This is a genomic window from uncultured Ralstonia sp., from assembly GCA_913056305.1.
Lineage (GTDB): Bacteria > Pseudomonadota > Gammaproteobacteria > Burkholderiales > Burkholderiaceae > Ralstonia.
In genome coordinates, this window is record CAJXMR010000069.1 from 1 (window position 1) to 20,349 (window position 20,349).

35 protein-coding genes are annotated in these 20,349 nt (G+C 62.3%); 3 read left to right on the top strand and 32 right to left on the bottom strand.

Features of this window, described 5'->3' with window-relative positions; genetic code table 11:
* Positions 1 to 194, top strand: a 194-nt coding sequence (locus QZ609_RS12960) for a hypothetical protein (RefSeq protein ID WP_295495157.1), incomplete at its 5' end; no start/stop codon positions are given.
* Here QZ609_RS12960 and QZ609_RS12965 read toward each other — a convergent pair.
* On the bottom strand, positions 191 to 850 hold the full coding sequence (locus QZ609_RS12965) for a c-type cytochrome (RefSeq protein ID WP_295495160.1): 660 nt from the start codon (positions 848 to 850) through the stop codon (positions 191 to 193). The two genes, QZ609_RS12960 and QZ609_RS12965, sit on opposite strands and share 4 nt — an antisense overlap.
* A gap of 256 nt (positions 851 to 1,106) precedes the next feature.
* Here QZ609_RS12965 and yihA point away from each other — a divergent pair, with 256 nt between their 5' ends.
* Entirely contained in the window at positions 1,107 to 1,808 is a 702-nt protein-coding gene (yihA, locus tag QZ609_RS12970) for a ribosome biogenesis GTP-binding protein YihA/YsxC (RefSeq protein ID WP_295495163.1), read from the top strand.
* A 140-nt stretch (positions 1,809 to 1,948) separates the two neighbouring features.
* Positions 1,949 to 2,944, top strand: coding sequence for a porphobilinogen synthase (gene hemB, locus QZ609_RS12975; RefSeq protein WP_295495165.1), 996 nt, complete (start codon positions 1,949 to 1,951; stop codon positions 2,942 to 2,944).
* Here hemB and QZ609_RS12980 read toward each other — a convergent pair whose 3' ends face one another.
* The 31 genes from QZ609_RS12980 to rpsJ all read right to left on the bottom strand — a co-directional run bounded on the left by QZ609_RS12980 (position 2,945) and on the right by rpsJ (position 20,187).
* Positions 2,945 to 4,765, bottom strand: coding sequence for a protein-disulfide reductase DsbD (locus QZ609_RS12980; RefSeq protein WP_295495168.1), 1,821 nt, complete (start codon positions 4,763 to 4,765; stop codon positions 2,945 to 2,947).
* Positions 4,766 to 4,783: 18 nt separating this feature from the next.
* The gene (gene cutA, locus QZ609_RS12985) at positions 4,784 to 5,122 is read right to left on the bottom strand and encodes a divalent-cation tolerance protein CutA (protein ID WP_295495170.1); all 339 of its coding nucleotides are present in this window, start codon (positions 5,120 to 5,122) and stop codon (positions 4,784 to 4,786) included.
* A 160-nt stretch (positions 5,123 to 5,282) separates the two neighbouring features.
* Positions 5,283 to 5,681 (bottom strand): 50S ribosomal protein L17, encoded by a 399-nt coding sequence (gene rplQ, locus QZ609_RS12990; protein WP_295495173.1) that lies wholly within the window; start codon positions 5,679 to 5,681, stop codon positions 5,283 to 5,285.
* Between the two features lie 143 nt (positions 5,682 to 5,824).
* Positions 5,825 to 6,805 carry a DNA-directed RNA polymerase subunit alpha gene (rpoA, locus tag QZ609_RS12995; RefSeq protein WP_295495175.1) on the bottom strand — a complete coding sequence of 327 codons (981 nt, stop codon included), beginning with the start codon at positions 6,803 to 6,805 and terminating at the stop codon, positions 5,825 to 5,827.
* Positions 6,806 to 7,045: 240 nt separating this feature from the next.
* Positions 7,046 to 7,669, bottom strand: a complete 624-nt coding sequence (gene rpsD / locus QZ609_RS13000; protein ID WP_295495178.1) for a 30S ribosomal protein S4 — start codon at positions 7,667 to 7,669, stop codon at positions 7,046 to 7,048.
* 205 nt (positions 7,670 to 7,874) lie between these two features.
* Positions 7,875 to 8,276 (bottom strand): 30S ribosomal protein S11, encoded by a 402-nt coding sequence (gene rpsK, locus QZ609_RS13005; RefSeq protein WP_003264143.1) that lies wholly within the window; start codon positions 8,274 to 8,276, stop codon positions 7,875 to 7,877.
* A 24-nt stretch (positions 8,277 to 8,300) separates the two neighbouring features.
* Entirely contained in the window at positions 8,301 to 8,666 is a 366-nt protein-coding gene (rpsM, locus tag QZ609_RS13010; RefSeq protein ID WP_295495214.1) for a 30S ribosomal protein S13, read from the bottom strand.
* A 21-nt stretch (positions 8,667 to 8,687) separates the two neighbouring features.
* Positions 8,688 to 8,804 carry a 50S ribosomal protein L36 gene (gene rpmJ / locus QZ609_RS13015; RefSeq protein ID WP_003264141.1) on the bottom strand — a complete coding sequence of 39 codons (117 nt, stop codon included), beginning with the start codon at positions 8,802 to 8,804 and terminating at the stop codon, positions 8,688 to 8,690.
* 30 nt (positions 8,805 to 8,834) lie between these two features.
* Complete coding sequence (infA, locus tag QZ609_RS13020) at positions 8,835 to 9,053, bottom strand: translation initiation factor IF-1 (protein WP_003264140.1); 219 nt, start codon at positions 9,051 to 9,053, stop codon at positions 8,835 to 8,837.
* A 29-nt stretch (positions 9,054 to 9,082) separates the two neighbouring features.
* Positions 9,083 to 10,405, bottom strand: a complete 1,323-nt coding sequence (secY, locus tag QZ609_RS13025) for a preprotein translocase subunit SecY (RefSeq protein ID WP_295495243.1) — start codon at positions 10,403 to 10,405, stop codon at positions 9,083 to 9,085.
* A 57-nt stretch (positions 10,406 to 10,462) separates the two neighbouring features.
* Positions 10,463 to 10,894 (bottom strand): 50S ribosomal protein L15, encoded by a 432-nt coding sequence (gene rplO, locus QZ609_RS13030; protein WP_295495246.1) that lies wholly within the window; start codon positions 10,892 to 10,894, stop codon positions 10,463 to 10,465.
* Positions 10,895 to 10,912: 18 nt separating this feature from the next.
* Complete coding sequence (gene rpmD / locus QZ609_RS13035; protein WP_295495249.1) at positions 10,913 to 11,095, bottom strand: 50S ribosomal protein L30; 183 nt, start codon at positions 11,093 to 11,095, stop codon at positions 10,913 to 10,915.
* A 22-nt stretch (positions 11,096 to 11,117) separates the two neighbouring features.
* On the bottom strand, positions 11,118 to 11,636 hold the full coding sequence (rpsE, locus tag QZ609_RS13040) for a 30S ribosomal protein S5 (protein WP_013211230.1): 519 nt from the start codon (positions 11,634 to 11,636) through the stop codon (positions 11,118 to 11,120).
* A 21-nt stretch (positions 11,637 to 11,657) separates the two neighbouring features.
* Positions 11,658 to 12,014, bottom strand: a complete 357-nt coding sequence (gene rplR / locus QZ609_RS13045) for a 50S ribosomal protein L18 (RefSeq protein WP_247531599.1) — start codon at positions 12,012 to 12,014, stop codon at positions 11,658 to 11,660.
* Positions 12,015 to 12,024: 10 nt separating this feature from the next.
* Positions 12,025 to 12,558, bottom strand: coding sequence for a 50S ribosomal protein L6 (gene rplF, locus QZ609_RS13050; RefSeq protein ID WP_295495259.1), 534 nt, complete (start codon positions 12,556 to 12,558; stop codon positions 12,025 to 12,027).
* A gap of 12 nt (positions 12,559 to 12,570) precedes the next feature.
* A complete protein-coding gene (gene rpsH, locus QZ609_RS13055; RefSeq protein WP_295495262.1) occupies positions 12,571 to 12,966 on the bottom strand; it encodes a 30S ribosomal protein S8 in 396 nt (131 codons plus the stop codon).
* Between the two features lie 27 nt (positions 12,967 to 12,993).
* The gene (gene rpsN, locus QZ609_RS13060) at positions 12,994 to 13,299 is read right to left on the bottom strand and encodes a 30S ribosomal protein S14 (RefSeq protein WP_295495265.1); all 306 of its coding nucleotides are present in this window, start codon (positions 13,297 to 13,299) and stop codon (positions 12,994 to 12,996) included.
* Between the two features lie 9 nt (positions 13,300 to 13,308).
* The gene (gene rplE, locus QZ609_RS13065) at positions 13,309 to 13,851 is read right to left on the bottom strand and encodes a 50S ribosomal protein L5 (RefSeq protein WP_295495268.1); all 543 of its coding nucleotides are present in this window, start codon (positions 13,849 to 13,851) and stop codon (positions 13,309 to 13,311) included.
* Between the two features lie 26 nt (positions 13,852 to 13,877).
* The gene (gene rplX / locus QZ609_RS13070) at positions 13,878 to 14,186 is read right to left on the bottom strand and encodes a 50S ribosomal protein L24 (protein WP_295495271.1); all 309 of its coding nucleotides are present in this window, start codon (positions 14,184 to 14,186) and stop codon (positions 13,878 to 13,880) included.
* Between the two features lie 11 nt (positions 14,187 to 14,197).
* Positions 14,198 to 14,566: a 50S ribosomal protein L14 gene (rplN, locus tag QZ609_RS13075; protein ID WP_003264129.1), complete on the bottom strand. Its 369-nt coding sequence runs from the start codon at positions 14,564 to 14,566 to the stop codon at positions 14,198 to 14,200.
* A 265-nt stretch (positions 14,567 to 14,831) separates the two neighbouring features.
* Positions 14,832 to 15,101, bottom strand: a complete 270-nt coding sequence (rpsQ, locus tag QZ609_RS13080; protein ID WP_295495279.1) for a 30S ribosomal protein S17 — start codon at positions 15,099 to 15,101, stop codon at positions 14,832 to 14,834.
* On the bottom strand, positions 15,098 to 15,292 hold the full coding sequence (gene rpmC / locus QZ609_RS13085) for a 50S ribosomal protein L29 (RefSeq protein ID WP_295495282.1): 195 nt from the start codon (positions 15,290 to 15,292) through the stop codon (positions 15,098 to 15,100). Before rpmC ends, rpsQ begins: the two co-directional genes overlap by 4 nt.
* A 12-nt stretch (positions 15,293 to 15,304) precedes the next feature.
* The gene (gene rplP / locus QZ609_RS13090; RefSeq protein WP_003264123.1) at positions 15,305 to 15,721 is read right to left on the bottom strand and encodes a 50S ribosomal protein L16; all 417 of its coding nucleotides are present in this window, start codon (positions 15,719 to 15,721) and stop codon (positions 15,305 to 15,307) included.
* Between the two features lie 2 nt (positions 15,722 to 15,723).
* Positions 15,724 to 16,515, bottom strand: a complete 792-nt coding sequence (gene rpsC, locus QZ609_RS13095) for a 30S ribosomal protein S3 (protein WP_295495287.1) — start codon at positions 16,513 to 16,515, stop codon at positions 15,724 to 15,726.
* A gap of 9 nt (positions 16,516 to 16,524) precedes the next feature.
* Positions 16,525 to 16,854, bottom strand: coding sequence for a 50S ribosomal protein L22 (gene rplV / locus QZ609_RS13100; RefSeq protein WP_223995668.1), 330 nt, complete (start codon positions 16,852 to 16,854; stop codon positions 16,525 to 16,527).
* Between the two features lie 9 nt (positions 16,855 to 16,863).
* The gene (gene rpsS, locus QZ609_RS13105; RefSeq protein WP_004634478.1) at positions 16,864 to 17,139 is read right to left on the bottom strand and encodes a 30S ribosomal protein S19; all 276 of its coding nucleotides are present in this window, start codon (positions 17,137 to 17,139) and stop codon (positions 16,864 to 16,866) included.
* A 21-nt stretch (positions 17,140 to 17,160) separates the two neighbouring features.
* Positions 17,161 to 17,991, bottom strand: a complete 831-nt coding sequence (rplB, locus tag QZ609_RS13110; RefSeq protein WP_295495293.1) for a 50S ribosomal protein L2 — start codon at positions 17,989 to 17,991, stop codon at positions 17,161 to 17,163.
* A gap of 2 nt (positions 17,992 to 17,993) precedes the next feature.
* The gene (gene rplW, locus QZ609_RS13115; RefSeq protein ID WP_003264114.1) at positions 17,994 to 18,308 is read right to left on the bottom strand and encodes a 50S ribosomal protein L23; all 315 of its coding nucleotides are present in this window, start codon (positions 18,306 to 18,308) and stop codon (positions 17,994 to 17,996) included.
* Positions 18,305 to 18,925 carry a 50S ribosomal protein L4 gene (gene rplD / locus QZ609_RS13120; protein ID WP_295495299.1) on the bottom strand — a complete coding sequence of 207 codons (621 nt, stop codon included), beginning with the start codon at positions 18,923 to 18,925 and terminating at the stop codon, positions 18,305 to 18,307. The genes rplW and rplD overlap by 4 nt, the downstream gene beginning before the upstream one ends.
* Before the next feature lie 11 nt (positions 18,926 to 18,936).
* Positions 18,937 to 19,590, bottom strand: a complete 654-nt coding sequence (gene rplC, locus QZ609_RS13125) for a 50S ribosomal protein L3 (protein WP_295495301.1) — start codon at positions 19,588 to 19,590, stop codon at positions 18,937 to 18,939.
* Between the two features lie 285 nt (positions 19,591 to 19,875).
* Complete coding sequence (gene rpsJ / locus QZ609_RS13130; RefSeq protein ID WP_004634473.1) at positions 19,876 to 20,187, bottom strand: 30S ribosomal protein S10; 312 nt, start codon at positions 20,185 to 20,187, stop codon at positions 19,876 to 19,878.
* Between the last annotated feature and the right edge of the window lie 162 nt (positions 20,188 to 20,349).

Here is a 20,349-nt window from a genome sequence, read left to right on the forward strand (position 1 = left end):
GCAGCTCGACCGTCTCGCGCAGCGCGCGGCGGCGGGAGCGGATCTGGACGCCGGAGGTGGAGGCCGAAGAAATGCGCGAAGACATGCAATGCCTGTTCAGAAACGAAAAAAGGGCGGCGATGCCAGACGCATGCCACCCTTTTTTCTTGTTGTGTAAGCGGCCGCCCTCACGACGGCCGGGTGCAGCAGATTAACGCAGGCCGGCGACGTAGTCGGCCACCGCCTTGATCTGCTGCGCCGTCATGCGGCCGGCCAGATCATGCATCTGCACGCTGTTCTTGCGGGTGCCGTCCTGGAACGCGACCAGCTGAGCTTCGGTGTACTCGGCAAACTGGCCGGCGATACGCGGATACTGCGCCGGGATGCCGGCACCGGTCGGGCCGTGGCAGCCTGCACACGCCGCGATACCGCGCTTGATGTCACCGCCGCGATACAGCTTCTGGCCCAGCTCGATGGTGTCCTTGCTCTTGGCCGAGCCCGGCTTCCAGGCCGGTTGCTTGGCGAGGTACGCGCCGACGTCCTTCATGTCCTGATCGGACAACGCACCTGCGTAGACCGACATCACCGCGTGGGTGCGCTCGGTCTTGGCCTTGAAGTCCTTGAGTTGCTTCTCGATGTATTCACCATGCTGGCCGGCCAGCTTCGGGTTGACGTTCATCGCGCTGTTGCCGCCCGTGCCGTGGCAGCTGGTACACGCTGGCACGCCGTTGGCGGGGATGCCAGTGTTGAAGATCGTCTCGCCGCGCGCCGCATCGGCTTTGGCGACTTTCTGTTCTTCGGCATGGGCCACGGAAAAGGCCGATGCCAGGGACAGCGCTGCGACAGCAAGAACATTCGCGATGCGGTTCATTCGCACACCTTGTCTAGATTGTTTTAAATGCTGCTGCGTGCACCGTCAGGACGCGCAATGCCGAACCCAGCGGCGCCGGGCGCCCCCTTCTCCTGTCGCCAGGGCCACCGCATGAAAACGGACCGGCCCGGGCTCTCGGGGCGGTCCTGCGACGGAACTGGTGGGGACGTCCGTAAACCGGCGTATTGTACAATAAGCCTTCTGCAATGCGACCTCGCGGCGCAGCAACCCACGCAGTCTACAAGCATTGCCGCGTATGTCGCTCCTGCATCAAGCCCGTTTCTTCATCACCGTCAATCATTTGCGCGATTTACCGGCCACGGCCGTGCCCGAAGTCGCGTTTGCGGGCCGCTCCAACGCGGGCAAATCGACGGCCATCAACATCCTGTGCAACCAGAAGCGGCTGGCCTTCTCCAGCAAGACGCCCGGCCGCACGCAGCACATCAACTATTTCTCGGTGATGCCGGCCAAGGCGGAAGACCCGCTCGGCTTCCTGGTCGACCTGCCCGGCTACGGCTATGCCGAAGCGCCGGGTGAGACCAAATCGCACTGGGTCCACCTGCTCGGCGACTATGTGAAGGCGCGCGCGCAGCTGGCCGGCCTGGTCATCATGATGGACGCGCGCCGCCCCTTCACCGACCTCGATTGCCAGATGGTCGAGTGGTTCCTGCCGACGGGTAAGCCGATCCACGTGCTGCTCACCAAGGCCGACAAGCTGACCAGCAACGACGCCTCGCGCGCGCTGATGGCCGCGCGCAAGGTGCTGGCCGACTACCAAGCGCAGATCGACGGCGAGGTGTCGCTCACGGTGCAGTTGTTCTCGAGCCTGAAGCGCCGCGGCATCGAAGAGGCGCAGCGAATTGTCGCAGGCTGGCTCAATCTGCCGGAAGCGTCGCTGCCCTCGCCCGAGACCGCACCGGCAAAAAAAACCCCGTCGCCAAACGCGCAACGGGGGTAATGACCCCATCGAGCCATCGATGGGAACCCGCGTCAGGGAGGCGCCGCGGGGGACGCTGGGTCAGCGTCGCTGACGCATTGTCCGTGCGTAGGATGGATAATCGTGCGGAAAGTTTTCAAACTTCACAGTGTGTTCCTAACATGATCGCAAGCTTCCCCGACCATCGTCCGCGCCGCATGCGCCGCGACGATTTCTCCCGCCGCATGATGCGCGAGTCGCGCCTGACGGCCGATGACCTGATCTACCCCGTCTTCATCCTGGAAGGCACCAACGTGCGCCAGGCCGTGTCGTCGATGCCCGGCGTCGAGCGCGTCTCGGTCGACCTGCTGCTGGGCGTGGCCGAGCAGTGCGTGCAGCTGGGCATTCCGGTGCTGGCGCTGTTCCCCGTCATCGAGCCGTCGCTCAAGACGCCGGACGGCATCGAGGCGACCAACCCCGAGGGCCTGGTGCCGCGTGCGGTGAAGGCGCTCAAGGCGCGCTTCCCGGAGCTCGGCATCCTCACTGACGTGGCGCTCGATCCGTACACGAGCCACGGCCAGGACGGCGTGCTCGATGCCAACGGCTATGTGCTCAACGAAGAGACCGTCGAGATCCTGACGCGTCAGGCCCTGGTGCAGGCTGCGGCCGGCGTGGACATCGTCGCGCCGTCGGACATGATGGACGGCCGCATCGGCGCGATCCGCATGGCGCTGGAGAACGAGGACCACATCTACACGCGCATCATGGCCTACGCGGCCAAGTACGCGTCGGCGTTCTATGGCCCGTTCCGGGATGCGGTGGGCTCGGCGGCCAACCTGGGCAAGAGCAACAAGATGACCTACCAGATGGACCCGGCCAACTCCGACGAGGCGCTGCGCGAAGTCGCGCTCGACATCGCCGAGGGCGCCGACATGGTGATGGTCAAGCCCGGCATGCCGTACCTCGACATCGTGCGCCGCGTGAAGGACGAATTCCGCTTCCCGACCTATGTCTACCAGGTCAGCGGCGAATACGCGATGCTCAAGGCCGCCGCGCAGAACGGCTGGCTGGACCACGACAAGGTCGTGCTGGAATCGCTGCTGGCGTTCAAGCGCGCGGGCGCAAACGGCATCCTGACGTACTTCGCGCTGGACGCCGCTCGCTTGCTGCGCGGCTGATCAAGCGGTCGGCTTAGTGGTTTGCGTCGCGCCCAGCGCGCGGCGCAGGCTCTCGAGGAAGGTGTCGACGGGCTCGAACCCGATCACGCGCGCAGACACCTCCTTGCCCTGCGGGTCGAAGAAGACCGTGCCGGGCGGGCCGAACAGGCCAAAGCGCTTGAGCAGCGCCTGGTCATCCGCAGAGTTGGCCGTCACGTCGGCCTGCAGCAGCACCAACTCGGCGAGCGCCGTGCGCACCCGCGCATCGGTGAAGGTCAGGCGCTCCATCTCCTTGCAGCTCACGCACCAGTCGGCGTAGAAATCGAGCATCACCGCGCGACCCGACGCACTGGCGTTGCGCACTTCGGCGTCGAGTTCGGCGCTGCTCTTCACGCGCTTGAAGGTAACGCCATGCGCATCGGCTTGCGCGGATGCGCCGGTCGACGCACGCATCACGCCAGACAGTGGCTGCAGCGGATCGCGCCCGCCGGCGGCCACCCCCACCAACTGGGCCGCCCCCGCCAGCGCCAGCAACACGCCAACCACCTTGCCCAACCGCTGCACGTTGCCCGCCCCATCCGGCAGCGAATCGAACGTCCGCAGAAACACGGCGGCGCCGATCAGCAACGCGCCCCACGCCACCATCACCAGCCACGACGGCAGCACCGGCTGCACGATCCACAAGGCCACCGCCAGCAGGATGAAGCCGAAGACCGCCTTGGTCACCACCAGCCAGCGACCCGAGCGTGGCAGCAGGTTGCCCGCACCCATCCCCACCAGGATCAGCGGCACGCCCATGCCGACCGACAGCGACAGCAACGCCGCGCCCCCGATGGTGGCATTGCCGGTCTGGGCGATGTAGGCGAGCGCCCCGGCCAGCGCCGGCGTCACACACGGCGACACGATCAGCGCCGACAGCGCGCCCATGACGGCGGCGCCGACGATCTGCCCGCCGCTCAGCTTGTTCGAGGCCTGCGTCAGGTGGTGGTGCCACGACGCCGGCAACTGCAGCTCGTACAGACCGAACATCGACAGGGACAGCAGCACCATCAGCAGCGCAAATGCACCCAGTACCCAGGCGTTCTGCAGTGCCGCCTGCAGGCCCTGCCCTGCCAGCCCGGCCGCCACGCCCAGTGCCGTGTACACGAGGGCCATGCCCGCCACGTACGCCACCGACACCGCCGCGGCCCGCGTGCGCGTGGCGTGCTCGCCCACCACGATGGCCGACACGATCGGCAGCATGGGCAGCACGCACGGCGTGAACGTCAGCAGCAAACCGAGCCCGAAGAACAGCGCGGCGATCGCGCCAAGATTGCCGCTGCCCAGCGTGCTGGCGATGCGGCCTGAGGTATCGGTCGATCCGGCGGCAGGGCGCTCGCGTGACGCCATGGAGGTCGGCTCGACATGGAAGCGGCTCTTCATCGGCGGGTAGCACACCCCCTGATCCGCGCACCCCTGCGAGGTCACCACCAGCGTGAACGGGGCGCTCGCGCTCTGCGCTTTCACACGGAAAGCCAACTCATGCCGATACGTCTCGACATTCTTGTTGAACGTCTCGTCGAACTTGACGTGGCCGGCAGGCAACTCCAGCGGCGCGAACGCCGCCGTGGCCGGGTCGGCCGCCACGGACAGCCGCTCGCGGTACATGTAATAGCCGTCAGCGATGGCGAACTTCACCTCGACGGTCTGCCCGTCCACCTGCGTCGCACTGAAGCGGAAGGCCTGTTCCGGGGGCAGCAAATCGTCGGCCGCGCGGGCAGGTAATGCCAACGTCGCCGTGGCAATCAACAGGGCCAGCAATTGCAGGGCGCGTCGGATAAGCAAGGACACAGAAGACGTCATATCAACAGCACTCGGACATCAAACGGAGCGTGGGCGGGTTTCAGCCACCACCCACGCCAGATACGCCGGCAGGCCGGCCTCTACCGGCACCGCGATGATCTCGGGCACCTCGTAAGGGTGCGCCTTGCGCAACGCCGCCTCCAGCGCTGGGTACGCCGCGCGCGTGGTCTTGATCAGCAGCGGGATCTCGGTTGCATGCTCGATCACACCATTCCACCAGTACGACGACACGCAGGCCGGCATCTGATTGACACATGCGGCCGTGCGAGATTCCAGCACGACTTTGGTGACACGGTCGACACTGTCGCCATCGGGCAAGTTGGTCAGCACCAGCAGCACGTCGGTTTCCGGCGACATGGGAACTCCTTGAACACGCCCCGCGACCACGCCCACCGCGTGCGCAGGCAACAAAAAAGCCAGGACGTGAATCCTGGCTTCATTGTAATGCGCGCCTGAAACGCGCATCTTGGGGATGCTCGGCGCGACGTCATGTCGCACCGGCAACCCCCGGCTGACCTTACTCGGCAGCGCCTTCAGCGTCCACAGCCTCGGCAACTTCCGGACGGTCGAGCAGTTCGACCAGCGCCATCGGCGCGTTGTCGCCCTGACGGAAGCCGAACTTCAGGATACGGGTGTAGCCGCCCGGACGGGTCGCGAAACGCGGGCCCAGTTCGTTGAACAGCTTGGTGACCATGTCGCGGTCGCGCAGGCGGGCGAAGGCCAGGCGGCGGTTGGCGACGGTGTCCTTCTTGGCCAGCGTGATCAGCGGCTCGACGACCTTGCGCAGTTCCTTGGCCTTCGGCAGCGTGGTCTTGATCAGCTCGTGCTGCAGCAGCGAGTTGGACATGTTGCGCAGCATCGCGAGGCGGTGCGACGAGGTGCGGTTCAGTTTCCGCAAACCATGACGGTGACGCATGATGATTCCTTCTTAAGAGTGTTTGACCAGCTCTTCTATCGCTGCTTGCGCGGCGCGGGCCGGTGGCTTTAACAATAGGCCGTCCAGACTACGACGGCGGGAACAAACCGGCCGGCGCACACGCACCGGCCGACAACTACAACTTACTTCTCGAGACCTGCGGGCGGCCAGTTCTCGAGCTTCATGCCGAGCGTCAGGCCACGCGAAGCGAGGACTTCCTTGATCTCGTTGAGCGACTTGCGACCCAGGTTCGGGGTCTTGAGCAGCTCGTTCTCGGTACGCTGGATCAGGTCGCCGATGTAGTAGATGTTCTCGGCCTTCAGGCAGTTGGCCGAGCGCACCGTCAGCTCCAGGTCGTCGACCGGGCGCAGCAGGATCGGATCGATCTGCGGTGCGCGGGCGGCGGCGGCCTCAGCGGCGCTTTCGGTGCCTTCCAGGGCGGCGAACACCGACAGCTGGTCGACCAAGATGCGAGCCGACTGGCGGATCGCTTCTTCCGGCGAGATCACGCCGTTGGTCTCGATGTTCATCACCAGCTTGTCGAGGTCGGTACGCTGCTCCACACGGGCAGACTCAACCGCGTACGACACGCGGCGCACCGGCGCGAACGAGGCATCCAGCACGATGCGGCCGATCACCTTGCTCGACTCGTCGCCGAACTTGCGCACGTTGCCCGGCACGTAGCCGCGGCCTTGCTCGACCTTCAACTGCAGGTCCAGCTTGCCGCCGGCCGACAGGTTGGCGATCACGTGACCCGGGTTGATGATCTCGACGTCGTGCGGCAGCTCGATGTCGGCAGCCGTGACCACGCCTTCGCCTTCCTTGCGCAGCGACACCGTGACTTCGTCACGGTTGTGCAGCTTGAACACCACGCCCTTCAGGTTCAGCAGCAGGTTGACGACGTCTTCCTGCACGCCATCGATGGTGGAATATTCGTGGACGACCCCAGCGATCGTGACTTCGGTCGGGGCAAAGCCGACCATCGACGACAGCAGCACGCGGCGCAGCGCGTTACCGAGCGTGTGGCCATAGCCGCGCTCGAACGGTTCCATGACGACCTTCGCGTGATGATCGCCAAGCGGCTCAACCGCAATAATTTTGGGCTTCAGGAGTGCTGTTTGCATAGGTTGTCCTATTTCAATACCCTCGGCTCGTTACACCGATAAGGCTGACGGATTGGACCGGAGAGATCCCGCCGCAGACACTGCGACGGAAGACGCGCGTGCCGCAATCGCGTTGCGGCACGTGACGATTCGGATTGGTACGGCGCCAAGATCCTGCCGGCGCGCGAACACAATGTCGTTGACGATGAGCGTCCCCAGAGGCGCTTTCGATGCCCGCGCCTTGCGGCACGGGCGCCGTCATTAACGCGAATACAATTCGACGATCAGGCTTTCGTTGATATCGCCAGCGATATCGGCGCGATCCGGGGCTTGCTTGAAGGTGCCTTCCATCTTCTTGGCATCCACAGCCACCCACATCGGGAAGCCGGTCTGCTCAGCCAGCGTCAGCGATTCAGCGATACGCACTTGCTTCTTCGACTTTTCGCGGATGGCAATCACGTCGCCCGACTTGATCTGGGCCGACGGCACGTTCAGGGCTTGACCGTTCACCAGGATCGCCTTGTGCGACACCAGCTGACGCGCTTCAGCGCGGGTCGAGCCGAAGCCCATGCGGTAGACGACGTTGTCCAGGCGCGATTCCAGCAGTTGCAGCAGGGTTTCACCCGTGTTGCCCTTGCGGCGGTCGGCTTCAGCGAAGTAGCGGCGGAACTGACGCTCCAGCACGCCGTAGATGCGCTTGACCTTCTGCTTTTCACGCAGCTGGTTGCCGTAGTCGGAAGTGCGGGCGCCGGAGGTGCGGCCGTGCTGGCCAGGCTTGCTGTCCAGCTTGCACTTGTCGGCGAGCGAGCGACGTGCGCTCTTCAGGAAAAGGTCAGTACCTTCACGGCGAGACAGTTTCGCCTTGGGGCCGGTATAGCGTGCCACGTTGCGTTCCTTCGTTATCAGTCATCCACGGCGACGAGCGCTGTGGATGGTTCGCCATCAAACTCCATAATCGGAGCGCGGCGAACGGTGGGCTTATGAAAAGACGAAACCCGCCTTCCGGAAAAATCCGGAAGACAGGCAAGCGGGCGAGTATAGCACCCGCAGACCGACCTCGCCAGCTGCCTGGCGTGGCCGGTCAAATCACTTAGATGCGACGACGCTTCGGCGGACGGCAGCCGTTGTGCGGCACCGGCGTCACGTCTTCGATCAGCTGGATCTTGATACCCAGGTTGTTCAGTGCACGCACGGCCGACTCACGACCCGGGCCCGGGCCCTTGATGCGCACTTCCAGGTTCTTGATGCCTTGGTCCTGTGCCACGCGGCCAGCACTTTCAGCCGCCACCTGTGCTGCGAACGGCGTCGACTTGCGCGAGCCCTTGAAGCCCTGGCCGCCCGACGTCGCCCACGACAGGGCGTTGCCCTGACGGTCGGTGATGGTGATGATCGTGTTGTTGAACGACGCGTGAACGTGCGCGATGCCGTCGGCGACGTTCTTGCGAACCTTCTTGCGCGCGCGCTGGGCGGCGGTATTCGCTGCTTTTGCCATAGTTCCTATCCTTTAGCCGACGGATTACTTCTTGAGCGCGATACCGGCCTTGCGCGGACCCTTACGGGTACGGGCATTCGTGCGGGTACGCTGACCACGCATCGGCAGGCCCTTGCGATGGCGCACGCCGCGGTAGCAGCCCAAGTCCATCAGGCGCTTGATGTTCATCGTCGTTTCACGGCGCAGATCGCCTTCGACGGTGAACTTGTTGACTTCGTCACGCAGCTTTTCCAAGTCCGCGTCAGTCAGGTCCTTGACCTTCTTGTTGGTCGGGACGCCGGTAGCCTCGCAAATCTTTTGAGCGCGCGAGCGGCCGATACCGTACACAGCCGTCAGGCCGATCACGGTATGTTGGTGGTTGGGGATATTGACCCCTGCGATACGTGCCATTCGTCAATCCTCTTTGCGAAATTAGCCTTGGCGCTGCTTATGACGCGGGTCCGACGAGCAGATCACACGCACCACGCCCTTGCGCTTGATGATTTTGCAGTTGCGGCAAATGCGCTTAACAGAAGCCAGCACTTTCATGATTTTCCTCTTCCTTCAATTCCAGTCCGCTCACTTCGCCCGGAATACGATGCGCGCGCGGGACAGATCATACGGAGTCAACTCGACCGTCACCTTGTCTCCAGGCAGGATGCGGATGTAATGCATGCGCATCTTCCCGGATATATGGCCCAGCACAACGTGACCGTTTTCCAGCTTCACGCGAAATGTCGCGTTGGGGAGGTTTTCCAGCACCTCACCCTGCATCTGGATCACGTCGTCTTTGGCCATGTCCTTTCTGCTTCGTGCGACCGCCCGGTTTAACGGAGCGTCAAGTTACCCTTGAAATTCGCCTTCTTCATCAAAGACTCATACTGCTGAGACATCACATACGACTGCACTTGCGCCATGAAGTCCATCGTGACGACCACGATGATCAACAGCGACGTCCCACCAAAGTAGAACGGTACATTCCAGCGCAGCACCAAGAACTCTGGCAACAGACACACCAGCGTGATGTAGATCGCACCCGCCAGGGTCAAACGCACCAGAATCTTGTCGATATACCGCGTGGTTTGCTCGCCCGGACGGATGCCCGGAATGAACGCCCCACTCTTCTTCAGGTTATCTGCCACTTCGCGGCTGTTATAGACCAGCGCCGTGTAGAAGAAACAGAAGAAGATGATCGCCGCCGCATACAGCAGGATGTACACCGGCTGACCCGGCGACAGCGTCGCCGCCAGGTCCTTGACGAACCGTGCAACCGGATTCGTCGAGTTGCCGGCTGTAAACCAGCCTGCGATCGTAGCCGGGAACAGAATGATCGACGACGCGAAGATCGGCGGAATCACCCCAGCCATATTCAACTTCAGCGGCAGATGCGACGACTGACCGCCATAAATCTTGTTACCAACCTGGCGCTTGGCGTAGTTGACGAGGATCTTGCGCTGGCCGCGTTCAATGAACACCACCACGAACGTCACCCCAGCAATGATCGCCACCACCAGGATCGAGGAGAAAATCCCCATCGACCCCGTACGCACCAGCTCAAACAGCCCGCCGATGGCGTTGGGCAGACCCGCTGCAATCCCGCCGAAGATGATGATCGAGATCCCGTTGCCCAGACCGCGCTCGGTGATCTGCTCACCCAGCCACATCAGGAACATCGTGCCCGTCACCAGCGTCATCACGGCGGTAGCCCGGAACATCAGGCCCGGATCCAGCACCAGACCCGGCTGCGCCTCAAGCGCGACTGCAATCCCCAGCGCCTGGAACGTCGCCAGAACGACCGTACCGTAGCGCGTGTATTGCGTAATCTTGCGCTGGCCGGCTTGGCCTTCCTTCTTCAGCGACTCCAGCTGGGGCAGCACGATCGTCAGCAGCTGCATGATGATCGATGCCGAGATATACGGCATGATCCCCAGCGCAAACACCGTGAAACGCGACAGCGCGCCACCGGAGAACAGGTTGAACATCCCGAGGATGCCGCCCGACTGCCGTTGGAAAAGCTGCGCCAGTTGATCCGGATCGATACCAGGCACAGGAATGTGCGCGCCGATCCGGTACACCAGCAATGCCAGGACCAGGAACACCAGCCGACGGCGAAGATCGCCGTACTTGGCCGTGTTCTTGGCCTGTGCCATCACATTAGGTTTCGCCGTGGCCAAACGGATGCTCCGACAGTGTGAAACAGCAGGCTATTAGGCCAGCGAGCCACCAGCCGCTTCGATCGCGGCCTTCGCCCCGGCCGTTGCGCCGATACCCTTCAGGACCACCTTCTTGTCGATTTCACCCGACAGGATCACCTTGGCGCTCTTGATCATCTCGCCCACCAGACCGGCTTGCTTCAGGCTCAGCAGATCGATTTCCTCGATCGGCAGGCCCGCCAGGTCGCCCAGGCGCACTTCCGCGGTGAATTCCTTGGTCAGCGAGGTGAAACCACGCTTGGGCAGACGACGATACAGGGGCATCTGGCCGCCTTCGAAGCCGACCTTGTGGAAACCACCCGAACGCGACTTCTGACCCTTGTGACCACGACCAGCCGTCTTGCCCAGGCCCGAGCCAATACCGCGACCGACGCGGCGCTTGGCGTGCTTGGAGCCGGCTGCCGGCTTCAGGTTATTCAGTTGCATGTTCTTCTCCGTCTTGCCTTAGCCGATGACCTTGACCAGGTAGGACACCTTGTTGATCATGCCGCGCACTGCGGGCGTGTCCTGCACTTCGGACACCGAGTTCATGCGGCGCAGGCCCAGGCCGCGCACCGTCGCGCGGTGGTCTTCGCGCGTACCGATCAGGCTGCGCACGAGTTGGACTTTCACGGTTTTCTGCGACATATCGTTCACCTATCCCTTCGGCTTAGCCGAGGATCTCTTCGACCGACTTGCCGCGCTTGGCGGCAATTTCGGCCGGGGTGCTCATCTTGCGCAGGCCGTCGAGCGTTGCGCGCACCATGTTGTAAGGATTGGTCGAACCGTGCGACTTGGTCACGATGTTCGTCACGCCCATGACTTCGAAGATGGCGCGCATCGGGCCGCCGGCGATCACGCCAGTACCGTCCTTCGCGGGCATCATCTGCACCTTGGCGGCGCCATGCTTGCCAACCACTTCGTGTTGCAGCGTACCGTTCTTCAGCGGGACCTTGACCATCTTGCGACGGGCTTCGTCCATTGCCTTCTGCACGGCCACGGGCACTTCCTTCGCCTTGCCCTTGCCCATGCCGATACGGCCATCGCCGTCGCCGACCACGGTCAGTGCAGCGAAACCGAGAATCCGGCCGCCCTTGACCACCTTGGTCACACGGTTGACCGCGATCATCTTCTCGCGAAGACCGTCGTCGCGTTCGTCCCCTTGGACCTTAGGTTGAATTTTTGCCATGACGATATCCTCTATGCCGGCTTAGAACTTCAGGCCAGCTTCGCGAGCCGCGTCAGCCAGAGCCTTCACGCGACCGTGATAACGGAAACCCGAGCGATCGAATGCCACTGCTTCGATGCCGGCAGCCTTCGCCTTTTCGGCGATGCGCTTGCCCACCAGGGCGGCGGCCGCGGCGTTGCCGCCGTTGCCGTTGAGTTCCTTGCGGACTTCGGCTTCCACCGTCGAGGCCGAAGCCACAACCTTGGTGCCGTCTTCCGAGAAGACCTGCGCATAGATGTGCAGGTTCGTACGGTGCACAGCCAGACGAGCAACGTTCAGTTCCGCGATCTTCAGGCGGGTCTGACGTGCACGACGCAGACGAGAGTCGTTCTTGTTCATGATGTGCACCTTACTTCTTCTTGGTTTCCTTCAGGATCACGCGCTCATCGGCGTAGCGCACACCCTTGCCCTTGTAGGGCTCAGGCGGGCGATAGCCACGCACTTCAGCGGCGACCTGACCAACTTTCTGCTTGTCCGAACCCTTGATGATGATTTCGGTCTGCGTCGGCGTTTCCGCCTTCACGCCTTCCGGCATCTCATGGATCACGTCATGCGAAAAACCGAGCTGCAGCTTCAGGGCCGAGCCCTGCAGCGACGCACGATAACCCACGCCGACCAGGGTCAGCTTGCGCTCGAAGCCCGTCGTCACACCCTTGACCATGTTGGCCGTCAGGGCGCGCATCGTGCCTTGCAGCGCGTTGGCTTCACGCGACTCATCTGCCGGCGCGAACGTGATCGTGCCGTTGTCGGTGTTGACTTTGACCAGCTGGTGGATCGGCTGCGACAGGGTGCCCAGCGGGCCCTTGACGGTCAGCAGACCACCAGCGAAATTGACTTCGGCGCCCTTGGGCAGCGCGATGGGAGCCTTACCTACGCGAGACATGGTTCCCTCTCCTTAGGCGACGTAGCAAATGACTTCGCCACCGACACCGGTTGCGCGGGCTTTGCGGTCCGTCATCAGACCCTGCGGGGTCGAGATGATGGCGACACCCAGGCCGTTCATCACTTGCGGAATTTCATTGCGGCCCTTGTACACGCGCAGACCGGGTCGCGAGACGCGCTGCAGGCGCTCGATGACCGGACGGCCGGCGTAGTACTTCAGACCAATCGTCAGGGTGGACTTGCCGCCCTGCTCGGTCACCGCGAATTCGTCGATATAGCCTTCGTCCTTCAGGACCTTGGCGATAGCCGCTTTCAGCTTCGACGACGGCATGACCACCGACGCTTTTTCCACCGCTTGCGCGTTGCGGATACGCGTCAGCATATCGGCGATCGGATCGCTCATGCTCATAGTGTTTCTCCTGTAGCCTGTGCGTGATTACCAGCTGGCTTTGGTCAGACCCGGGATCTCGCCCTTGAAGGCGATTTCACGGAGCTTGTTGCGCGCCAGGCCGAACTTACGGAACGTACCGCGGGGACGACCGGTGATCGAGCAGCGATTGCGCTGGCGAGTCGGGTTGGCGTTGCGCGGAAGCTGTTGCAGCTTCAGACGCGCTTCGTAACGCTCTTCTTCCGACTTGCTTTGGTCGGCCACGATGGCTTCCAACTCGGCACGCTTCGGCGCGTACTTAGCCACCAGCTTGGCACGCTTCTTTTCGCGTTCGATCAGAGACAATTTAGCCACGGTAACCCCTTAATTACGGAACGGGAACTTGAACGCGCCGAGGAGCGCCTTCGCTTCCTCGTCATTCTTCGCAGTCGTCGTGATGCTGATGTTCAGGCCACGAAGTGCGTCGATCTTGTCGTACTCAATTTCGGGGAAGATGATCTGTTCCTTCACACCGATGTTGTAGTTGCCACGACCGTCGAACGCCTTGCCCGACACACCGCGGAAGTCGCGCACGCGGGGCAGCGACACGGTGATGAAGCGGTCCAGGAATTCGTACATGCGTTGGCCACGCAGCGTGACCATCGTGCCGATCGGGTAACCCTGGCGAATCTTGAAGCCGGCGATGGCCTTGCGGGCCTTCGTCACGATGGGCTTCTGGCCAGCGATCTTGATCAGGTCGCCGGTGGCGTGCTCGATGACTTTCTTGTCATTGATGGCTTCGCCAAGACCCATGTTCAGGGTGATCTTGGTGATGCGCGGCACTTCCATCACGGACTTGTAACCGAACTGCTTGATCAGTTCCGGCACAACCTTCTCTTTGTAAAACTCTTGCAGACGCGCAGTCATGCTCAACTCCTCTCTATTGCCCAGAATCAAGCGCCGACGGCAGCACCGGTGGTCTTCAGCACGCGCGTCTTCACGCCGCCTTCAACCTTGATGCCGACGCGCGACGGCTTGCCATTGGCATCCACGAGCGCAACGTTCGAAATATGGATGGGCATGACCTTGTCGACCACACCACCCGTGGTACCCAGCATCGGGTTCGGGCGCACGTGCTTCTTGGCAACGTTCACGCCTTCCACGGTCACGTGGTCGCCGAGTACGGCCAGCACGGTACCTTGCTTACCCTTGTCCTTGCCGGTGCGGACGATGATGCGATCGCCCTTGCGAATCTTGTTCATGCGGCCTCCGATTACAGCACTTCCGGCGCGAGCGACACGATCTTCATGAAGCGCTCGGTACGGAGTTCGCGAGTGACCGGCCCGAAGATACGGGTGCCGATCGGCTCAAGCTTGGTGTTCAGCAGCACGGCGGCATTGCCGTCGAACTTGATGAGCGAGCCGTCAGGACGGCGCACGCCCTTGGCGGTACGCACCACCACGGCGTTGTAGATGTCGCCCTTCTTGACGCGACCACGCGGGGCAGCATCCTTGACGCTGACCTTGATGATGTCGCCGACGCTGGCGTAGCGGCGCTTCGAGCCGCCCAGCACCTTGATGCACATGACTTCACGCGCACCCGTGTTATCGGCCACTTCGAGCCGGCTTTCTGTCTGAATCATGGTGTTCTCGTCCCAACTTAATTCGCCAGGCGCACAATGCGCGGAGGCGATCAGTCTTGGTCCCGCCGGCCGCTGGCATTGCGCCAACTGCGATTGGGTTGATCAACTTGAAGTCGGTAGCTGCCTGACGGCTAGTGCCGCCGGGCCCATTCGCTTTTCCCTCGCACCGGCCATCGACTGGATCGCCGACAACCCTTACAAAGGAAAGACCGAGACTATAGCACATAATCTCGGCCCAACAACAGCAAATAGCTTTGCTGTTGTTTTAGATCACGCGTGCGGCTTCCAGCAGACGCGACACCACCCAGGCCTTGGTGCGGGAGATCGGACGCGATTCCACGATCTCGACCTTGTCGCCTTCCTTGTACTGGTTGGCTTCGTCGTGCGCATGGTACTTCTTCGAGCGCACCACGTACTTGCCGTACAGCGGATGCTTGACGCGGTTTTCGATCAGGACCGTCACGGTCTTGTCCATCTTGCTGCTGACAACGCGGCCGACGAGGGTGCGCTTCAGGGACGTTGCGGCTTCAGTCATTTCTGGCTCCCTTTCTCGCCCATCACGGTGCGAACACGCGCGATGTCACGGCGCACCTTCTTCAGCTGGCTCGAGTTCTGCAGCTGTTGGGTCGCCTTTTGCATGCGCAGGCCAAATTGGGCCTTCAGCAGCTCGGAGAGCTCCTGGTTCAGCCCTGCGGCGTCCTTGCCGCGCAGTTCGGTTGCTTTCATGGTGTGTATTCCTTACGTTCCGACTTGACGCACCACGAAGCTGGTCGCGATCGGCAGCTTGGCAGCGGCCAGGCGGAAAGCCTCACGTGCCAGTTCTTCGCCAACGCCGTCCATTTCGTACAGCATCTTGCCCGGCTGAATTTCAGCCACGTAGTATTCCGGGTTGCCCTTACCGTTACCCATACGGACTTCGGCAGGCTTCTTCGAGATCGGCTTGTCCGGGAAAATCCGGATCCAGATGCGGCCGCCACGCTTGATGTGGCGGGTCATCGCGCGACGGGCGGACTCGATCTGACGGGCGGTCAGACGGCCGCGGCCCATCGCCTTCAGGCCGAACTCACCGAAGGAGACCGCATTACCGCGCGTTGCGATACCCGTATTGCGGCCCTTCTGCTCCTTGCGGTACTTCCTACGCTTCGGTTGCAGCATGTTTATTCTCCAGTCTTGGCGTCGGAGCCACCGCTACGGCGGGCACCTGCACCAGCACCGCGGCGCGGACCGCTCGGGCGGTCACCCTCACGGCGACGGCCTTCCGGGCGACCCGGGCGCTTGCGACGCTCTTCTTGCGGCTCTTCCACGACGGGGGCGTCGTTGCGACCCAGATGGTCGCCCTTGTACACCCACACCTTGACACCGATGATGCCGTAGGTGGTTTCCGCTTCGGAGAAGCCGTAGTCGATGTCAGCGCGCAGCGTGTGCAGGGGCACACGGCCTTCGCGATACCACTCGGTACGGGCGATTTCGATACCGTTCAGACGGCCCGAGCTCATGATCTTGATGCCCTGAGCACCCAGGCGCATCGCGTTCTGCATCGCGCGCTTCATGGCACGGCGGAACATGATGCGGCGCTCGAGCTGCTGCGTGATCGAATCGGCGATCAGCTGCGCATCGACTTCCGGCTTGCGGATTTCTTCGATGTTCACGTGCACGGGCACGCCCATGCGACGCTGCAGCTCAGCCTTCAGCAGTTCGATGTCCTCGCCCTTCTTGCCGATCACCACGCCCGGACGCGAGCTGTAAATGGTGATGCGTGCATTCTTGGCCGGACGCTCGATGACCACGCGGCCCACCGAAGCGTTCTTCAGCTTCTTCTTCAGAAACTCGCGAACTTCGATGTCTTCCTTGAGCATGCCCGCAAACTGGGTGTTGTTGGCGTACCAACGCGAAGCCCAGTTACGGCTGACAGCCAGACGGAAGCCAGTCGGATGAATCTTCTGTCCCATCGTGACTCCTTAGTTGCCCAGCGTCACAGTGATGTGACAGGTTTGTTTCTCGATGCGGTTGCCACGGCCCTTCGCACGCGCGGTGAAGCGCTTGAGCGAGGTAGCCTTGTCGATGAAGATCGACTTGACCTTCAGCTCGTCGATGTCGGCGCCTTCGTTGTGCTCCGCGTTCGCGATGGCGGACTCAACCACCTTCTTCACGATGCCAGCCGCCTTCTTCGGGCTGAACGTCAGAACGTTGAGCGCGCGCTCGATCGGCAGACCACGGATCTGGTCAGCAACCAGACGCGTCTTCTGTGCGGAGATACGGGCGCCGCGATGAATCGCTTTAACTTCCATGATTGCCCCTTATCGCTTCGCTTTCTTGTCGGCAGCGTGGCCCTTGAACGTACGCGTGAGCGCAAATTCGCCGAGCTTGTGGCCAACCATGTTTTCCGTGACGTACACGGGAACGTGCTGACGGCCGTTGTGCACGGCGATCGTCAGGCCGATGAAGTCCGGCAGAATGGTCGAGCGACGCGACCAGGTCTTGATGGGCTTCTTGTCCTTGGTCTGCACCGCCGCTTCCACCTTCTTCAGCAGGTGGGCGTCAATGAACGGACCCTTTTTGACGGAACGAGTCATATCTATGCTCCTACCTACCGATTAACGCTTGTGACGGCGCTGAACGATCATGCTGTCCGTGCGCTTGTTACGACGGGTGCGGTAGCCCTTGGTCGGGGTACCCCACGGCGACACTGGATCACGACCAGCAGCGGTCTTGCCTTCACCACCACCGTGCGGGTGATCCACCGGGTTCATCACCACGCCGCGAACGGTCGGGCGAATACCGCGCCAACGAGTCGCACCGGCCTTGCCGATCTGGCGCAGGCTGTGCTCTTCGTTGCCGACTTCACCGATGGTCGCGCGGCACTCGATGTGCACGCGGCGAACTTCACCCGAGCGCAGACGCACTTGAGCGTAGATGCCTTCGCGAGCCAGCAGCACGGCGGACGTACCAGCCGAACGGGCGACCTGTGCGCCCTTGCCCGGCAGAATTTCCACGCAGTGGATCGTCGTACCGACCGGGATGTTGCGGATCGGCAGGTTGTTACCGGCCTTGATCGGCGCTTCCGGGCCGTTGGCCACGGCTTGGCCGACCACCGCACCCTTCGGGGCGATGATGTAGCGGCGCTCGCCGTCGGCGAACAGCACCAGCGCGATGTTGGCGCTACGGTTCGGATCGTATTCCAGGCGTTCGATCTTGGCCGGGATACCGTCCTTGTCGTTACGCTTGAAATCGACGACGCGATAGTGATGCTTGTGACCACCGCCCTTGTGACGGGTGGTGATGTGGCCGTTGTTGTTACGGCCGGACTTCTGGAATTGCTTTTCCAGCAGCGGCGCGTGCGGCGCACCCTTGTGAAGGTCGGGGTTGACGACCTTCACCATCGAGCGGCGGCCCGGCGATGTCGGCTTGGTCTTGACGAGTGCCATGATTACTTGGCCTCCGCTTCAAAATTGATTTCCTGGCCCGGCTTCAGCGAGACATAGGCCTTCTTCACGTGGTCACGACGACCCATGAAGCGACCAAAACGCTTTTGCTTGCCCTTCTGGTTCAGGATCTGGACGGACTCGACTTCGACCTTGAACAGCAGTTCGACGGCAGCCTTCACTTCACCCTTGTTGGCGTCGCGAGCCACTTCGAACACGACTTGTTCGTTCTTGTCGGCGACCAGGGTTGCCTTTTCGGACACCACGGGCGACAGCAGCACCTGCATCAGGCGATGGTCGTTCTTGGCAACTTGCGTCATTTCAGCAACTCCTCGATCTGAGCGACGGCTGCCTTGGTCACGAGCACCTTCTTGTAGTGCACGAGCGACAGCGGATCGACGTGACGCGCCTCAACCACGAACACATGCGCGAGGTTGCGCGAGGCCAGGAAGAGGTTTTCGTCCATGTTATCGGTGATCACAAGCACCGAATCCAGGCCCATGGCGCGGAACTTGTCGGCCAACAGCTTGGTCTTGGGTGCTTCGATACCGAAGCCGTCAACCACGTTGATGCGACCTTCACGGGCAAGCTGCGAATAAATCGAGCGCATGCCGGCGCGGTACATCTTCTTGTTGACCTTCTGCGAGAAGTTTTCTTCCGGGCTGTTCGGGAAGATACGACCACCCCCGCGCCACAGCGGGGAGGAGCTCATACCTGCACGGGCGCGGCCCGTACCCTTCTGGCGCCACGGCTTCTTGGTCGTGTGCGAGACCTCTTCACGATCCTTCTGCTTACGGTTACCGCTGCGAGCGTTGGCCTGGTAAGCGACGACGATCTGGTGAACGAGGGCTTCGTTATAGTCACGGCCGAACACTTCCGGCGAGGCAGTAACGCCAGCGCCGAGTTGACCGTTGTCCTGGAGCAGCTTCAGTTCCATGCGTTCGCTCCTTATGCCTTCTTGGCGCGGGCCTTGACGGCCGGCGTGACGATGACTTGACCGCCCTTGGCGCCCGGAATCGCACCCTTGACCAGCAGCAGCTTGCGCTCTGCGTCGATCTTGGCGATTTCCAGGTTCTGGACGGTACGGGTGACGTCACCCAGGTGACCGGTCATGCGCTTACCCGGGAACACGCGGCCCGGATCCTGCGCCATACCGATCGAGCCCGGCACGTTGTGCGAGCGCGAGTTACCGTGCGAGGCGCGGCCCGACGCGAAGTGATAACGCTTGATGGTACCGGCGTAGCCCTTACCAATCGTCACACCCTGGACGTCGATCTTCTGACCGACTTCGAACAGGTCGACGCTGATGTTCGCGCCCGGCTGGAATTCAGCGGCACGAGCGGCATCCACTCGGAATTCTTTGATGACTTCGCCCGCTTCCACGCCGGCTTTGGCGAGATGACCCGCCAGCGGCTTGGTGACGCGGCTGGCGCGTCGGGTGCCGAAGGTGACTTGAACGGCGGTGTAACCGTCGGTCTCGTCCGTCTTGATTTGCGTCACGCGGTTGTCGCCGACCTCGAGCACGGTGACGGGAATCGAATCGCCGTCGTCCGTGAAAATACGGGTCATGCCAACCTTGCGACCTACAAGGCCAAGGCTCATGGTTTGCTCCATTCCCAGCTGCGATTGGCCGGGGCTGATTGATACTACGAATCTTGAACTGGGCCGCGCCTAAAGAGACAGCGCGAGGCCAAATGGCCAGCCCACTCCCCTGACTAAAGGGGTAGCCCTACACTATATCCCGGCTGCGGACTATGTGCAAGCGCGATTGGCGCCGTGGGCGTGCGGGTGTGGCAAGCGACGCAACATGGCGCCCCAAAAGCGAAACGGCGAGCACTTGGCTCGCCGTTTGCCCGTTACCGGAAGACTCCGGCAGCGTTGTGTTGCTTACTGCAGCTTGATCTCGACATCCACGCCAGCCGGCAGGTCCAGCTTCATCAGCGCGTCGACGGTCTTATCGGTCGGATCGACGATGTCCATCAGGCGCTGGTGCGTGCGGATTTCGAACTGGTCGCGGCTGGTCTTGTTGACGTGCGGCGAACGCAGGACGTCGAAACGCTGGATGCGGGTCGGCAGGGGCACCGGGCCCTTGACGATCGCGCCGGTGCGCTTGGCGGTTTCAACGATTTCAGCGGCCGACTGGTCGATCAGGCGGTAGTCGAAAGCCTTCAGGCGGATACGGATCTTCTGGTTCTGCATGATGTTTCCTTAAAGAGCATGGCGGCCGGGCCGCCGGTAGATTGAAAGAGCGATGCAACAGGCGATGCGCCGCGCCCCTTACGAGGAACAGCGCATCGATCCGCCTTTTACTTGAGGATCTTGGCGACGACGCCAGCACCGACGGTACGGCCGCCTTCGCGG

Excerpts from the sequence above, each read along its gene's own strand:
- QZ609_RS12965 (WP_295495160.1), bottom strand. The coding sequence starts at position 850 with ATGAACCGCATCGCGAATGTTCTTGCTGTCGCAGCGCTGTCCCTGGCA.
- yihA (WP_295495163.1), top strand. The coding sequence starts at position 1,107 with ATGTCGCTCCTGCATCAAGCCCGTTTCTTCATCACCGTCAATCATTTG.
- hemB (WP_295495165.1), top strand. The coding sequence starts at position 1,949 with ATGATCGCAAGCTTCCCCGACCATCGTCCGCGCCGCATGCGCCGCGAC.
- QZ609_RS12980 (WP_295495168.1), bottom strand. The coding sequence starts at position 4,765 with ATGACGTCTTCTGTGTCCTTGCTTATCCGACGCGCCCTGCAATTGCTG.
- cutA (WP_295495170.1), bottom strand. The coding sequence starts at position 5,122 with ATGTCGCCGGAAACCGACGTGCTGCTGGTGCTGACCAACTTGCCCGAT.
- rplQ (WP_295495173.1), bottom strand. The coding sequence starts at position 5,681 with ATGCGTCACCGTCATGGTTTGCGGAAACTGAACCGCACCTCGTCGCAC.
- rpoA (WP_295495175.1), bottom strand. The coding sequence starts at position 6,805 with ATGCAAACAGCACTCCTGAAGCCCAAAATTATTGCGGTTGAGCCGCTT.
- rpsK (WP_003264143.1), bottom strand. The coding sequence starts at position 8,276 with ATGGCAAAAGCAGCGAATACCGCCGCCCAGCGCGCGCGCAAGAAGGTT.
- rpsM (WP_295495214.1), bottom strand. The coding sequence starts at position 8,666 with ATGGCACGTATCGCAGGGGTCAATATCCCCAACCACCAACATACCGTG.
- rpmJ (WP_003264141.1), bottom strand. The coding sequence starts at position 8,804 with ATGAAAGTGCTGGCTTCTGTTAAGCGCATTTGCCGCAACTGCAAAATC.
- infA (WP_003264140.1), bottom strand. The coding sequence starts at position 9,053 with ATGGCCAAAGACGACGTGATCCAGATGCAGGGTGAGGTGCTGGAAAAC.
- secY (WP_295495243.1), bottom strand. The coding sequence starts at position 10,405 with ATGGCACAGGCCAAGAACACGGCCAAGTACGGCGATCTTCGCCGTCGG.
- rplO (WP_295495246.1), bottom strand. The coding sequence starts at position 10,894 with ATGCAACTGAATAACCTGAAGCCGGCAGCCGGCTCCAAGCACGCCAAG.
- rpmD (WP_295495249.1), bottom strand. The coding sequence starts at position 11,095 with ATGTCGCAGAAAACCGTGAAAGTCCAACTCGTGCGCAGCCTGATCGGT.
- rpsE (WP_013211230.1), bottom strand. The coding sequence starts at position 11,636 with ATGGCAAAAATTCAACCTAAGGTCCAAGGGGACGAACGCGACGACGGT.
- rplR (WP_247531599.1), bottom strand. The coding sequence starts at position 12,014 with ATGAACAAGAACGACTCTCGTCTGCGTCGTGCACGTCAGACCCGCCTG.
- rplF (WP_295495259.1), bottom strand. The coding sequence starts at position 12,558 with ATGTCTCGCGTAGGTAAGGCTCCCATCGCGCTGCCCAAGGGCGCCGAA.
- rpsH (WP_295495262.1), bottom strand. The coding sequence starts at position 12,966 with ATGAGCATGAGCGATCCGATCGCCGATATGCTGACGCGTATCCGCAAC.
- rplE (WP_295495268.1), bottom strand. The coding sequence starts at position 13,851 with ATGACTGCGCGTCTGCAAGAGTTTTACAAAGAGAAGGTTGTGCCGGAA.
- rplX (WP_295495271.1), bottom strand. The coding sequence starts at position 14,186 with ATGAACAAGATTCGCAAGGGCGATCGCATCATCGTCCGCACCGGCAAG.
- rplN (WP_003264129.1), bottom strand. The coding sequence starts at position 14,566 with ATGATTCAGACAGAAAGCCGGCTCGAAGTGGCCGATAACACGGGTGCG.
- rpsQ (WP_295495279.1), bottom strand. The coding sequence starts at position 15,101 with ATGACTGAAGCCGCAACGTCCCTGAAGCGCACCCTCGTCGGCCGCGTT.
- rpmC (WP_295495282.1), bottom strand. The coding sequence starts at position 15,292 with ATGAAAGCAACCGAACTGCGCGGCAAGGACGCCGCAGGGCTGAACCAG.
- rplP (WP_003264123.1), bottom strand. The coding sequence starts at position 15,721 with ATGCTGCAACCGAAGCGTAGGAAGTACCGCAAGGAGCAGAAGGGCCGC.
- rpsC (WP_295495287.1), bottom strand. The coding sequence starts at position 16,515 with ATGGGACAGAAGATTCATCCGACTGGCTTCCGTCTGGCTGTCAGCCGT.
- rplV (WP_223995668.1), bottom strand. The coding sequence starts at position 16,854 with ATGGAAGTTAAAGCGATTCATCGCGGCGCCCGTATCTCCGCACAGAAG.
- rpsS (WP_004634478.1), bottom strand. The coding sequence starts at position 17,139 with ATGACTCGTTCCGTCAAAAAGGGTCCGTTCATTGACGCCCACCTGCTG.
- rplB (WP_295495293.1), bottom strand. The coding sequence starts at position 17,991 with ATGGCACTCGTCAAGACCAAGCCGACATCGCCGGGCCGCCGCTCGATG.
- rplW (WP_003264114.1), bottom strand. The coding sequence starts at position 18,308 with ATGACGCAAGTTGCCAAGAACGACCATCGCCTGATGCAGGTGCTGCTG.
- rplD (WP_295495299.1), bottom strand. The coding sequence starts at position 18,925 with ATGGAACTGAAGCTGCTCCAGGACAACGGTCAACTCGGCGCTGGCGTT.
- rplC (WP_295495301.1), bottom strand. The coding sequence starts at position 19,590 with ATGAGCCTTGGCCTTGTAGGTCGCAAGGTTGGCATGACCCGTATTTTC.
- rpsJ (WP_004634473.1), bottom strand. The coding sequence starts at position 20,187 with ATGCAGAACCAGAAGATCCGTATCCGCCTGAAGGCTTTCGACTACCGC.